The organism is Nostoc edaphicum CCNP1411 (assembly GCF_014023275.1).
Taxonomy (GTDB): Bacteria; Cyanobacteriota; Cyanobacteriia; order Cyanobacteriales; family Nostocaceae; genus Nostoc; species Nostoc edaphicum_A.
This window is the reverse complement of sequence record NZ_CP054698.1, coordinates 1,050,859-1,064,352: the sequence shown is the minus strand read 5'-3', so window position 1 is coordinate 1,064,352 and position 13,494 is coordinate 1,050,859. Positions and strand designations below refer to the sequence as shown.

At 42.7% G+C, this 13,494-nt stretch carries 10 protein-coding genes and 1 pseudogene; 5 read left to right on the top strand and 6 right to left on the bottom strand.

All coding sequences use genetic code 11. The features are described 5' to 3' along the window. Window positions 1-471: 471 nt before the first annotated feature. From HUN01_RS07210 to HUN01_RS07190, 5 genes are all read left to right on the top strand, one after another. Window positions 472-1,068: a MiaE family protein gene (locus tag HUN01_RS07210; RefSeq protein ID WP_181930698.1), complete on the top strand. Its 597-nt coding sequence runs from the start codon at window positions 472-474 to the stop codon at window positions 1,066-1,068. 18 nt (window positions 1,069-1,086) lie between these two features. Then, window positions 1,087-1,491, top strand: coding sequence for a VOC family protein (locus HUN01_RS07205; protein ID WP_181930697.1), 405 nt, complete (start codon window positions 1,087-1,089; stop codon window positions 1,489-1,491). Window positions 1,492-1,530: 39 nt separating this feature from the next. Beyond that, on the top strand, window positions 1,531-1,728 hold the full coding sequence (locus HUN01_RS07200; RefSeq protein ID WP_181930696.1) for a hypothetical protein: 198 nt from the start codon (window positions 1,531-1,533) through the stop codon (window positions 1,726-1,728). A gap of 107 nt (window positions 1,729-1,835) precedes the next feature. Further along, window positions 1,836-2,459 carry a Uma2 family endonuclease gene (locus HUN01_RS07195; RefSeq protein WP_181930695.1) on the top strand — a complete coding sequence of 208 codons (624 nt, stop codon included), beginning with the start codon at window positions 1,836-1,838 and terminating at the stop codon, window positions 2,457-2,459. A gap of 599 nt (window positions 2,460-3,058) precedes the next feature. Beyond that, window positions 3,059-3,394 carry a hypothetical protein gene (locus tag HUN01_RS07190; protein ID WP_181930694.1) on the top strand — a complete coding sequence of 112 codons (336 nt, stop codon included), beginning with the start codon at window positions 3,059-3,061 and terminating at the stop codon, window positions 3,392-3,394. A gap of 94 nt (window positions 3,395-3,488) precedes the next feature. Here the strand turns inward: HUN01_RS07190 and HUN01_RS36350 are convergent. The 6 genes and pseudogenes from HUN01_RS36350 to HUN01_RS07160 all read right to left on the bottom strand — a co-directional run bounded on the left by HUN01_RS36350 (window position 3,489) and on the right by HUN01_RS07160 (window position 13,488). Then, window positions 3,489-4,804, bottom strand: a pseudogene (locus tag HUN01_RS36350) (NF041680 family putative transposase). Between the two features lie 271 nt (window positions 4,805-5,075). Continuing rightward, window positions 5,076-7,622 (bottom strand): cell division protein HetF, encoded by a 2,547-nt coding sequence (gene hetF, locus HUN01_RS07180; RefSeq protein WP_181930693.1) that lies wholly within the window; start codon window positions 7,620-7,622, stop codon window positions 5,076-5,078. Between the two features lie 1,914 nt (window positions 7,623-9,536). Further along, window positions 9,537-10,271 carry an FHA domain-containing protein gene (locus tag HUN01_RS07175; protein ID WP_181930692.1) on the bottom strand — a complete coding sequence of 245 codons (735 nt, stop codon included), beginning with the start codon at window positions 10,269-10,271 and terminating at the stop codon, window positions 9,537-9,539. Between the two features lie 1,045 nt (window positions 10,272-11,316). Then, complete coding sequence (locus tag HUN01_RS07170) at window positions 11,317-11,985, bottom strand: heterocyst differentiation related protein (RefSeq protein ID WP_181930691.1); 669 nt, start codon at window positions 11,983-11,985, stop codon at window positions 11,317-11,319. A gap of 248 nt (window positions 11,986-12,233) precedes the next feature. Further along, window positions 12,234-13,061: a tryptophan synthase subunit alpha gene (trpA, locus tag HUN01_RS07165; RefSeq protein WP_181930690.1), complete on the bottom strand. Its 828-nt coding sequence runs from the start codon at window positions 13,059-13,061 to the stop codon at window positions 12,234-12,236. Between the two features lie 115 nt (window positions 13,062-13,176). Next, on the bottom strand, window positions 13,177-13,488 hold the full coding sequence (locus HUN01_RS07160) for a DUF3007 family protein (RefSeq protein WP_181930689.1): 312 nt from the start codon (window positions 13,486-13,488) through the stop codon (window positions 13,177-13,179). Window positions 13,489-13,494: the final 6 nt, after the last annotated feature.

The following is a 13,494-nucleotide window of genomic DNA, read 5'->3' as shown; positions in this document are numbered from 1 at the left end:
ATATCCAATTTTATCTATAGGAATCCGCTTTGATTTCTGAACTAATTTGCGTAGACAGGCAATAGGCAATAGACAATAGGCAACAGTCAAGAAGGCTTCTTAGTTGTACTGAGTTTTTTCAGAAATCAAATATGAGTCCTATATCTCTGTAAATATGTGAAAATTGAGTTAACAAAAACAGAAAAAGAGCTACTCCAATATTATTGGAGCATCTCAATTTTGCAAAGTGATTCCCGAATATTTGATGTTGAGTAAAACCAATGGCAGGAATGCGACAATGAAAGCATTTCGTGCGTGGACAAGCCAGCAAATAAGAGCCATTTAGATGATATTTTCAGCTTTTGGTAATCAATGACGTGCTGACTAAGAGAGAGGGCAAAAGGTATAAAAGCAACAAATTGCCCCATCCACGATTAAAATCAATTTGTTAGGGTACTCAGCCAAATTTAAATTCTGGAGTTTTGTGACTTTGTGCTTACTCAATTATCGACTATCAATGCCCTAAAACAGCCCACAACCTCTGCTTGGGTTGAACAAGCGATCGCTAACTTAGACATCATCTTACTCGACCACTCCCACTGTGAACGCAAAGCAGCGGGCGTGGCCTTAAACATGATGTTTCGTTACCCTTCCAATACTAAGATGGTACGGGAACTAACTGCGATCGCCCGCGAAGAACTAGAACACTTTGAGCTAGTTAACCAATGGTTAGAACGCCGGAATATTCCCCTAGCTCCCTTACCACCGCCTCCCTACGGCGCAGGTTTAAAAGCTCAAGTCCGCCCCAAAGAACCTGAGCGATTTCTGGATTCCTTACTAGTAACTGGTTTAATAGAAGCTCGCTCTCACGAACGCCTGGGATTATTAGCTGCTCACTGTCCAGAGCCAGAGTTAGCAAAATTTTATCGTGGGCTAATGGCATCCGAAGCGCGACACTACGGTATATATTGGGTTTTAGCTGCTACTTATTTCGACCGAGAAATTGTCATGCAACGGCTTGATGAATTGGCAATTGTCGAAAGCGAGTTGCTGGCGACTTTGCATCCAGAACCTAGAATTCACAGTTAGTAGACTAAGGTAACAGATATGAAGCTTCAGTTAACACACCTGAGACTGCTTGTCTCCAACTATAAAGATTCTTTTCTGTTCTACCGGGATCTGCTGAAATTTGATGTCGATTGGGGCGATGAAGATAGCGGATATGCTGAGTTTAATACCGGATATCTCAAGCTGGGTTTGTTCAAAAAAGAATTAATGGCTGAAGTAGTCCCAAGAATCGAACAACCTTCGTATGTTGTCAATCGAGATAAAATTGTCTTGATTTTCGCAGTCGATAACGTGGATGAGGTTTATGAGCAAGTAAAAACTCAGAATGCGATCGTTGTAACAGAACCACAAGATCGCCCAGACTGGGGAATCCGCACAGCTTATTTTCGCGATCCTGATGGCAATCTCATTGAAATATACAACAATCTAGGAATTGTTAGTTAAAAGTTCCCTACTAACAACTATGGCAATCCCAAATCATTCGTGAGAAACAAGATCCGCAGTTTTGCACCAGTTTACCTTGCTTTAAACGTCAAAAATGCGATCGCTCCACTGCAAGATATTTTGTTTCCATTTTTACCCCTAGGAAATTATATAATTTTTCGTTTCCTGGATTTGACAGATAACACAATTCAGGAAACTCTTCCCTTTATTCTAATTAACAAAATACATAAGCCTTAAAGAGTACTGCATTCCTGGCAGAACTTGAAAACGAGAAAAAACCCTTTCCTGTGTCGGGGAGAAGTTTGGAAAGGGGTCAAATTTGACATAAAGCAAAGAGGCAAAGTATGACTCAAGCCTTAACCAAAAAAGTAACATTTGATGAATTTATCGCCTGGTATCCAGAAAACTCACAACGACGCTATGAACTGCATGACGGAGTAATTGTAGAAATGGCTCCTCCCACAGGTGATCATGAACAGATTGTTGGATTTTTAGTTGGGGAAATAGTTACAGAATACAAACGTTTAAAATTACCTTATTTCATCCCCAAAACAGCATTCATTAAACCGAATCAGAGCGAAGCAGCTTATTCACCAGATGTACTGTTGTTGAATAACTCTAATTTAGTCAATGAACCTCTGTGGAAAAAAGAATCTACTGTCAGCCAAGCGGCATCAATTCCTTTAGTAATTGAGGTGGTAAGTACCAACTGGCGAGACGACTATTTTACCAAAGCAGGTAAATACGAAGAGGTTGGAATACCTGAATATTGGATTGTAGATTATCTAGGTTTAGGTGCTAGGCGGTTTATTGGCAATCCTAAACAACCAACTATCTCGATTTACCAATTAATTGAAGGTGAGTATCAAGTTAGGCAATTTCGGGGAAATGACCGCATTCACTCGCTAGCGTTCCCAGAGTTTAGTTTAACTGCTGAACAGATTTTTCAAGCTGGAGAAGCCCTGTAACAAACGGTTAAAGAAGTAAAAGAACCATCAAAGACTCGTCTACGAGTATCAAAGACTCATCGGCGAGTATCAAAGACTCGTCCGCCAGTATCAAAGACTTGTCCACGAGTATCAAAGACTCGTCCACGAGTGTCAAAGACTTGTCCACGAGTATCAAAGACTCATTCACGAGTGTCAAAGACTCGTCCACGAGTATCAAAGACTCGTCCGCGAGTGTCAAAGGCTCATCCATGAGTATCAAAGACTCATTAACGGAGTTCCGAGCCTCATTAATGAGTATCAAAGACTCGTTGACAAGCCCATCTGAACCATTGGTAATGATAAATTCTTTTTAGATTCAGTAAAAATTATTAGCACTCGTGTAGTACTACACAGAATCGTAAATTGCTTTGATATCTTGTAGCATTCTTAATTAACACCCACCTTTGCCTGAAACTCGAAGTTCTAGGAACCAATAGCCAAAGCCACTCAAGTGCACTAAAACCTAAGTCTGGAAAAAATTTAGTCCTCTTAAGAGGACTTTTGCTATCAGCCATAGATTTCTAACCTGTGGCGGTTGTTGAGATTAGTGCAAAATATTCACCCAGTTAATTGTCCTCATGCATGAGTCGATTAATGAACAACAATGTATCTGGAAAAGCGGTCTTGTTCTGAGCAAAGACGAAACCAAGGCAGAGGTGATTGAATATTACGGTAAGCGTGAGATTAAGATTCGAGTCTCAGGTCGTCACAAAAGAGATTTAATGACCATAGTTACACATGAACTCGATAAAATTCATGACTCGTACCAGCGACTGAAGTACAACAAGTTAATTCCCTGTAATTGTGTCACTTGCAAAGATAGCCAAGAGCCACATTTTTATAAGCTTGAAAATTTAAGAAATCGCCTTGCTAAACAAAAATATGATGTTGAATGTGACTTGAGTTTGGACTAATTGGCATTTAGCGGCAATAAATAGAAGCTAAGAGAAAGTTACCCAACATCTTTCAGAGGCTGAGTTGAGTTGAATCGTTGAAAAAAAGCAGAAACTAAGCAGCAGTTAGATTAGCATTTTTAAGTGATTCTTCGGTTTTAGGTTTTTTAGATGCGTGTTTTTTGACAGTGGGATAACGGGGACGTAGAGGTGGCTGATGCCCTTGGGCGCGACCAGGTGATTTACCGCGAGTTTTAGGGGGTTGAGCAGGAGTACCAATTGCGGCTAAAATTAGTGGAAAGGCTTGTGCCACACGTCCTGGAGACAGTGTATCCTGATTCGATTGCCAAGGCAATGGGGAGTCGATACAGGCAACTCTAGCTAGCCAGAGTTGCCAAGTTAACAGGGGCATCAGGTCACTCCATCGCTCTGCTGCCTGAGTAGAACTAAGTTGAGGGTGTGTCCAATACAACCTCTGCTTCGCAAATAGATACCAATGCTCAAGGGCAAAACGGCGTAAGTATTTGTGCCAGAGATCCTCTAATGCAGGCATTGTCTGACCCAACCAAGCTAGCCATAAGGGTTGGAACTTACGATTACGTCCTACTGGTTTGATGACCTCGACGCGAATAATTTCCATTGCCCGGTTTGGGGATTGAAGAAAATGAAACCCACTCCAACGCATTACTTTAACTCGACCAATTTTCGGGTCTTCAACTTCTAGAGTTTCAGTTGCCACAGGCTAAGTTTCCGGGTCATTGAGCTTAAACTTATGACCATGTTTACAAGGTGCGCCTCGTCCTTTGTAAGTACTGGGTGTACCCCATACACATCGGTTAGATGCTAAACGTAACAACAGGTCTGCGTCAATTTTCTCCGTAGCTTGGACAAACTTGGCGTTGCCATAACCTCGGTCATAAGCGGCAAGCGGCCCTTTTTCCCTAACTCACGAGTGATTTGTTTAAGTTGGAATGCTGCTTTACTGTTTGGCGTTTCAAAGCTGGTGAGCCGTTCATGTTTCAACGGCAATGCCCAACTCCCATCCGCCTCTGGTATCCACGCTAGCGTGCTGTAACTTTGTCCGATGCCTATACTTCCCCTGGAGTCCCCATGAAAAGTTCTTTCTTTTAGTGTCTTCGCTTCTGGTCTTGCCCAAAAACTATGATCCCCTGCTAGAAATGGCTGTTCATCCGTCGCTACCTCCTGTACCAGCAGTTTCATCAACTTCCTCTTCGGTGGGCGACTATCATGCAGTGCTGCATAAATGCTCGACCATTGCCGTCGAAATACTGGGCTTTGTGACAAGCTTACAAATGATGGGATACTCGGACTTGTTAATACTGCATCCATCAATTCAAATACTGCATCTTTGGCCTTCCCCAAACTATCGTAGATAGCTTGGCGGAATTTTTCTAGTTGTGTCAGGATCATCACGTCAATGATTTATCGATTACTTTCATTGACTTTACGGCAGTCAGCAGTAACACTGACTGCTTTTCTCTAGCCTTTTAGTCCAAAGTCCAGTAGCTAAAGTCCTCTTCAGAGGACTTCATAGCGCAAAAATTTTCAGTCTACTTCAGTAGACTTGAGCAATTAGTCAGGGATTTACAATCCCTGGCTGGCGGGTGAACAACACCCAATCAGTACGCTATTTTTGGCTTAAGTTGACACCAGTGGCAAGCGATCGCACCACCACAACATCTTACTGTTCCTCGCTCTTTTCCTGAAGGAGCGATCGCCAATCTGCGATCGCCTTCTCCGTCCACAGCCAATTTTTAGCTAATTTATCTACCTGGAAATTTACTGGATCAGATTTGAGAACCATTTGCCGCAACTTGATCGCTTCATTGAGATACTGTGTCTGCTTCCCACTAGATTGACTAAGTGCAGATTTATACAGTCCAAGAGCTAAACCAGCGTATGAAGTTAAAGCATCTTGAGGAACTGCTGTATTTGTAGATGTTTCGGCACTAGAGTCTGAGTTTTGCTCTTTAAGAGCTAAATTCAAAGCTTTGAACCAAGAATCATTAGCTCGATTCAGATTACCTTCTGTGTAGTAGGCAAATCCCAAAGCGTTATTATACAACAGCGATTCGGGTTTAGCTTTTGCAGCAGTTTCCCAGTAACGGCGGGCATCATCAACGCTATAGTTATTGTCTCCAGTTTGGATAGACTGCCACGCTAATCGTCCCTTGAAAAAGTTCACAGATGGATCGTCAGCTTGTTTAGGGGGAATTACTTTCAGGGCAGTGTCAGCCGCAGCCAATGCGCCACGATTGAGTAGTTCTTCTACAGCCAATAACCCACCTTGCAAGTCACCCTGGCTCATTTTTTCCGTAGCGCTGGCGGTGACAATTCCAGTAGTTGCTGTTTCTAAATCGATATTTTGCTGCTTTTGAATAGGTAAAGACTGGGTGGGAATTGCTGGTATATTACGCAAATTTGCTTGGGGCCGATTTTGCCACCACCAATTTAAAGCGATCGCAGCTGCTAACGCACTGATTCCGACAACACCCACAATCGGCCACAGCTTGCGGCGACGGTTACGAGATCCTAGTGGTGCTGGTTGCGATGCCTGCGACGGGCTATACCTACGCAAAAACTCAGATTTTTCTCGATTTCCTTCAAAGTTCCCTACAACTTGAGGTGGCGGTGGTGGAACTTCTCCCCACAAATCGGCTTCCTCTTCTGGGGAAGTCATTTCCTCTGAAATCTGGCTTTGGTGAAAACTATCTTCACGAATTTGTTGATCAGGTTCAGTTGAAGCTTTTTGGTTATCCAACTGCCGAAACAAATCCGAAACTATCGCAGAATCTTCTTCATAGCTTGGGTCATCATACTCAATTTCATCAACCAAATCGCCCCAAGTATCTTCACCTAGCCAGTCTAACCCAGAAGAGTCACGCGCCAAACCAGCAGGAATCATTTCTTCCATTCCTAAAGGCATCTCGGAATCATCTCCCAGAGGAGAGTACATCGTGGAAGTTATACCTAAAGGCGAACCATACTGATTCAGCGACTCCGCACTTTCGGATACCTCACTTTCCTCACTCAGAAAACCGTCAAATTCTGGCTGGAGATACAAAATCGGTAATGCCCAGTACATCTGGTGAGAACTATATGCAGAAATTAATCCTTGGCGCATCCGACTGACGCACAAATCGACAGGATATCCCTGACTCAAGTTGCGGTAAAACAATTGTGTGAGGGTCAACGCCACTTCATCAGGAATGCGTTCTGACATAGCCAAAACGCTTCTAATTCCACGCTTCACCAGACTTTCTGCCAGGTTACGTTCGCCAGTATCTCCAGAGGGATCGGACGCAGCAGTGTACGCGCCCAAGCAGGAATTAAACACTGCCATTTGGATATTATTGTTGACGAGCAAACCTGCTAGATCGTCCCCAGTTAAGATTTCTGTTAAGCCAGTTCTGCGGCTAGCAAGATAAATTTCTCCGCCATTGACACCTAAGTTACTATGACCAGAGTAGTGGAGAACGTGATATCTACCTTGTTCTAGAGCTTGCGTCAGTTCTTCCCGTCCTGGCTGGTCTAATACAGTCAGTTCAATTTCTGGAAACCGATTGCTACCTTCAGCCAGTCGTGATGTTTGACGCTGAAGTTCTGCTTGCAGTTTGATAGCTTCCTGTTTCTGTAAATCAAGGCGGACTTGATCTGAAGGGGAAGCAATTACCATCAATACTTTGACACTACCTTGTTCACGCAGTGTGGGCATATTTCGCGTAGGCGTAGCCCCCCGCAGGGATCGCAAAGGAGAAGCCCCTAAAATTCCACTTTGGAAGCGAGAAAAAGCTACATAAGGCCCAGTAGCCAGAGGGCGATCGCCTGCGTGCATTACTTCCCAAGGCAGACGAGCTAACCTAGTGTCTTTTAGCCCCAAGCGCAAACGTAGCACTTGTTGATGGTTTTGGGCAATACCTTGGGCAGTAATCCAACTATCTCTGAGAGTGCCTTGAAATAGGGCGTTATAAAATTGTTGACCCAACGCCACCAAATTCACAGAGTTTCTGGCGATATCGCTTTCATGCCCACCAGAAGCGAATGGATCTCCTTGCAACACCGACTTCAACGGGTCATTCATCAAATGCCCAGCAGCCATCAACCAATCAGCTATAGGCCAAGTCACCAATTCCTCTGCCAATGGTACCCCAGGCGCGACTTGTTCCGTCCGCACCAAGTAGTCATTTTGCCCTACTGGGGTTACGGAAATATGGAATTCCTGGGTCACAACTTCTCCTGTCCGCCTCCTAAATCTGGTTTGAAACGCGAAAGTTTCAAGTCGATTTTCCGCTCCCTCTAATAACTTAGATGCATCCCACCCCTGAATGTTTCTGATTCGGTGCTGTTTTGGTTTTTCTGCCTTTACAACTTTATCCGGATCGGATTACTTGGATCTAGAACACTTAATTGGTAGATGCACCTTGATCTTCAACTCCCCTAGTTGGCTAACACCCACTGGGGGTTTTTTTATTTTGGCAAACAACAGCAACTTCTGACGCAGATATTCTCTACCAGAAAATAGTGCTTAATCCTAGAATACTTGATTAGTAGATGGATGTCCCTTGATCTTTAACTCCCCTAATGCAGTTAATATCCACTCTTGTTTTTTTTGACACACAACAACAATCAATTTTTTCAAAAATTTATCCGGAGCATGGTAGTTAAACCTAGAACATTTAATTGGTAGATGCACCCTGATAACTAGCTCCCCTGGTCGGCTAACGCCCACTGGGGGTTTTTTTATGAATAGGACTTACGCAAACAATAGCCGAAACCCTGATTCTATCGTAGGGCAATTCATTAATTGCCCCTACCGCGTGTAGTTTTGCGTAAGTCCTAATGAAGAAAGTAAGCTAATCCATCTTTAACTTAGTAGGTCTGTCCTGATAACTAACCCCTCTGAGGTTTTTCTCTGATAAACAAACAGTAATCACTTCAACCTTTGCTAATTTATCCGGTAGCGACCCATTTACGTTAGAAAAGATTATTGGTAGATGCACCCTGATAACTAACTCCCCTGGTTGGCTAACGCTCACTGGGGGTTTTTTCTAGTTGTGTAGGCGTCGCTATCAACCCTGATTTTTACCATTTTCCCCGGAAGATACTGGCTGCCCCTAGTAAATATTATTGGTAGATGCACCCTGATAAATCACTCCCCTAGTAGGCTAACACCAACTGGGGTTTTTTTATTTTAAAAAATAACTCAACCTGATAACTCGCTCCCCTGGCTGGCTAACGCTCACTGGGGTTTTTTTGGCGTAGGCGTCGCCATCACCCTTGATTTTTACCATTTTCCCCGGAAGATGCTGCCTGCCTCTAGTAAATATTATTGGTAGATGCACCCTGATAACTCACTCCCCTAGTAGGTTAACACCAACTGGGGTTTTTTTATTTTAAAAAATAACTCAACCTGATAACTCGCTCCCTTAGATGGCTAACGCTCACTGGGTTTTTTCGGCGTAGACGTTACCATCACCCTTGATTTTTACCATTCTCCCCGAAAGATGCTGCCTGCCCCTAGTAAAGATTATTGGTAGATGCACCCTGATAAATCACTCCCCTAGTAGGCTAACACCAACTGGGGTTTTTTATTTTAAAAAATAACTGACCTTTCTACAAATTTATCCGGAGTATGGTGTTTAACCTGAGAACATTTAATTGGTAGATGCACCCTGATAACTAACTCCCCTGGTTGGCTAACGCTGACTGGGGGTTTTTTTGGCAATAACGCCAGCATTTTCTACCCATGTTTGGAGCGCACCGCTATTCTTGTCGATACTGCTGGTAGACCTTGAGTATCCTCCTGTCGTCAGGATAGAGCATAACTGTCTTACTCAATCCCTGAATCGCTTTCTTTTTATTATTGTGAGATAGAGATGCCACTCCAAAATGATTGCTATGATATTTAATCACATTCTTTATTTTTTTTCTATATTTTGACCTTTAAGTGTTTGTCTGCTAGCAATCCTCCTGTCAAAGAAGAGGAAAGGGAGCAGTGGAGAGAACCCCATAAATACCCAAATACATGATTCTGCTGGTGAATGAATGGGGTTACACCAAGGGGAGGGGGAAAATTCAAGCAAATATTTCCTCCAAATACCCAAGTTTAGTGGTAAAAGGTCAGACATGAGCTACCAAATTTTTAGCTGAGATTAGACGGTATTTGTCTGCTGAAAAAGCGGTCTAAAATTTCTGATTTCTGCTCTGAGCTGAAGTTCTCATACCAATTTCCATGCTTCTCAAATAGTGCGGAATTTCTGAAAGTCTCTAAATTAGAATCTGGTTTTTCATTTAGAGGTCTTTGTCTATTCTGGGAATAAGTAAGCATTTCTAATGTATGGTTGTTCTTTCGATGCACAAGTTGCATCAATAAATCCATTGCGACAGTTGGCAAAACGCGGCAGGTATAATTCACAAAAAAATCAAAAGTCATATTGCCTAGACGAATGCGATCGCCATCTTTGAGTTTGATCGGCCCAACAGCGCGATTGCCATTCACAAAGGAACCATTGGTACTGTTGAAATCTATTAAGTAAAAGCCTTGCTCGTCAATATGTTGAATAGCAGCGTGGCGACGAGACATATAACTATCAGCAATGTAAATACCGCTGGTGCGATTCCGACCTATCGTCCAGATTCGCTGTGGCTGTCGTAAACTTTGAGTCTGATTGTCGCACAAGTTCGTCATCAAATAAACAGCAGCAGTATCCACTACACCATGTACGTAACATGCCTTTGCTCTCGTCAAGGACGGTTGAGATAGGTTTTCTAGCTGAAGAATTTCATCTAGAAGGCTGCTGTGGTGTTCATACAACTTGAGGAATACCTGATATAAAGTTAATCGCCGTTCTATTTCCGTTTGTGCAAAGTCAGCCATTATACGTAAACCTTGTACTACCTGATTTCGGTTTTGAATATTTTACTTCAGCCCACAATCAGGGATAATTGATTTTTCACTTCCCGCTGCCATCTGAAAACTTGAGTGGCTTAATAACGTTATGTTTTACAACTTTTAGGTGCGAGATTACCTGTTGTTTCTAGCCATAAAAAGCATGAAAATATTTATCAAAAATTCTTATGATGCTTTATTGTTTATTGTAAATAATCATTTGTTATTTGTAACAGATAAAGATCATAAAGATTTCATTAAGAATTAACAATTGCCTGCGTATTTTTGCTAGATAACGGGATATTTCTTAACATTTATGAGAGTGATGACTATCGATCAACCCAAACCTTTATATATTTGGTCAATTCTGAATAAATCTGAGTTTTTATCGAGAATGACCAGGGCTAAATTTTCCAATTCAGTGAGAAAATAGAAGCCTTGCGATCCTTATAAAAAAGTGGTTTAAAATTATTAATAAAAATATAACTAACGGATACTTTAAAAAACACATAGGCTACATTTGCTAATCTAAATAATCGGCTTCAATAAAAAGAACTCATCTGTAAAGATAGTCCAAACTCTAAGAGGTTGTTTGAAAAGTCTACTTTATTACTCACTGGGCGGCTACACAGACAAAACCCGCCTGCGCGGGTTAAAAACCTTCATTTCTCGTTAGTCCACGCAAGTGGACATCTCTGCGAGATGCTGTTCGCATTCGTTTGTGTAGTAACGAATTATATTCGCTTAATAATTTTCAAACAACCTCTAATATAAAATCCGGTTAATTACTTACCTTTTATGCTGAGTAAAAAAAGCAATAATCGCACTCAACACAAAAGATCCAAAGCCCCAACATGCGGCACAGACACGGCACCTAGGTGAGTCGTTCCAATATGATGATATACCACGTTAACACTTGAAAACGGCTAGATATAAACCTTGCAAAAAGCTTTGTTGATGATTTTAAACAACGAATGCACACAGATAATTTATCTGTGTGCATTCGTATTGATCTGTGGTTTAATTTTCCTGATTAGTGCATTTCGTCGTATTCTGGGGCTTCAACTCTTCTTGCTTCCATCCGCGAAGCAGGTAGAAACTCAGCGCGACGGACTGGAACCAAAGGTGGTGTATTTCCTTGGTAGGGGTGAATAACTTGTACAGTACGGGCTGGACGCTGCCGTGGTGAGAACAAAGCCAATACCCCAGCGACGACAACACCACCACCAATAGTGAGAGTTGCGCCTCCCACTGCCCAAAGCATGGGTGAAGACCACCAAGAACTTTGCGGCTGGATTGCTGCTGTTTTTTGTTGGTTATTTTGCTGGGCTAATTGCCACTGCTGCTGAGTATTAAAATTTTGGACTTGCCCTTGAAGTTGTTGATTTTGCAACTTTAGCTGTTCATTGTCGTTTTTTAAACGCTCCAGCTGCATTTGCGCGTTCAGTTTCTCCATCTCTAAGCGCTGGTCAGTATTGGCAGCAGTCGGTGGTTGAGGCTGACCGGGATACACTGGTGGCGGCGCATAAGGGTTATAAGGAGAATACATTTGTGGCTGCATTCCCGGTGCTACTACAGTCCCTGGCATTTGCGGAGCAACAGCAAAGTTAGGTTGTAGGGGGGTATTTGTTCCTTTGAGCAATACGAGAGCCGCCAGCCCAGCTACGGCGACCCCGCCGATAAACGCCATACTCTCACTCATCGCCTTTGCTCCTCGATTGCGACGTAACTATAATCATTTGTGACTGACTCACTCTCACACTCACACTCACACTCATAAATTATGCCTACTTGATTTCACATAATACTCAAACTATAAGCGACTATATCAGCTAGTTTTTTTACATCATGATATCTGATGTTAATATTCAAGACCATAATGGTCAAATTGTCTACCAAGCAACGATAGAAAAACTACACTGTTATACTTTTTTAATCTACTTTCTCCGTCTAATCAAGAGGAGTATTTATGCTGGTGTTGGTGGTCTTGATGGCTGCCTTGAGACTTTGGCAAAACTGGGCGATCACATTTAGTCCTTGCTCTGGTGTCCCTTCTGATAACCGTTTCACAAAAGCACTACCGACGATTGCTCCATCTGCGCCCCATTCCATTACCTGATGGGCTTGTGCAGCTTCGGAGATGCCAAAGCCGACAGCGATGGGTTTATCAGTAACACTACGAATTTGTTGAAGTAAATCTGACACGCGGTTTTCCAGTTGCGATCGCACTCCTGTAACCCCTGTAACGCTGACTAAATAAATAAACCCTTGGGAAGAACGAGCGATCGCTTCTATCCGTTCAGCAGAACTGGTGGGAGCTACCAACAAGATGACATCAATTCCCATCTCACTAGCTGCTTGCAGCAAGCCTGCTGCTTCCTCTAAGGGTAAGTCAGGTATTACCAATCCGGCGACCCCAGCAGCGGAAATTTGCTGAAGAAATTTTTCAATTCCCCGATGCAAAATTGAGTTGTAATAGATTAACAGGACAATAGGCGATCGCAATTTGGGAGTAATCCCTTGCAACATTTCCAGTACCTGCTCCAATTTTGTTCCCCTTTGTAGAGCGCGGGTAGCAGCAGCTTGAATTACTGGCCCATCAGCTAGAGGATCGGAATAAGGTATGCCCAGTTCAATAATATCGGCTCCACTTTGATCTAGAACCTGCAAAGCTTTTGCTGTTGTTTCTAAATCTGGATCGCCAGCAGTAATAAACGGAATCAGAGCACACTCATGATTCCGCCCAAGGATTTCAAAGCAATCAGAAATTGCAGTCATTTTAGTCAAGTGTCAATACTCAGTGGTCATTGGTCAGTGGTCATTAGTCATTGGTCATTAGTAAAGGACAAATGACTAATGACAAAGGACAAATAACAACTGACCAATGATAACTTTACACCTGAGATTGCTCTTCTTGTTCTATTTCAGCTTGAATTCGTGCGAGTTCTTCAGGAGTAAGCTCGTCTAGCCGCTTTTGCAGAAAGTCTTGCTCATACTGTTCCCGCTGTTGGTGGTAGGTCATTTTTTGTCCCACCGCCCGGAAAAAATAAGTCGCTAACCAGCCAATTAACCCACTGACTAGTAAGACTTGGCTCCATATACCAGCTTTCTGATTATCCAAGCCGACTAGCTGCAATCCTACATAAGCCAATCCGCCGGCAATAAAAACACCTAAGCCAATTCCAATAGCGTCGATCCGTCGCATGAGAGT

What these genes read in the sequence shown, in the direction of transcription:
- HUN01_RS07170 (WP_181930691.1), bottom strand. Translation starts at nt 11,985, where the DNA reads ATGAGTGAGAGTATGGCGTTTATCGGCGGGGTCGCCGTAGCTGGGCTG.
- HUN01_RS07190 (WP_181930694.1), top strand. Translation starts at nt 3,059, where the DNA reads ATGCATGAGTCGATTAATGAACAACAATGTATCTGGAAAAGCGGTCTT.
- HUN01_RS07175 (WP_181930692.1), bottom strand. Translation starts at nt 10,271, where the DNA reads ATGGCTGACTTTGCACAAACGGAAATAGAACGGCGATTAACTTTATAT.
- HUN01_RS07195 (WP_181930695.1), top strand. Translation starts at nt 1,836, where the DNA reads ATGACTCAAGCCTTAACCAAAAAAGTAACATTTGATGAATTTATCGCC.
- trpA (WP_181930690.1), bottom strand. Translation starts at nt 13,061, where the DNA reads ATGACTGCAATTTCTGATTGCTTTGAAATCCTTGGGCGGAATCATGAG.
- HUN01_RS07160 (WP_181930689.1), bottom strand. Translation starts at nt 13,488, where the DNA reads ATGCGACGGATCGACGCTATTGGAATTGGCTTAGGTGTTTTTATTGCC.
- HUN01_RS07205 (WP_181930697.1), top strand. Translation starts at nt 1,087, where the DNA reads ATGAAGCTTCAGTTAACACACCTGAGACTGCTTGTCTCCAACTATAAA.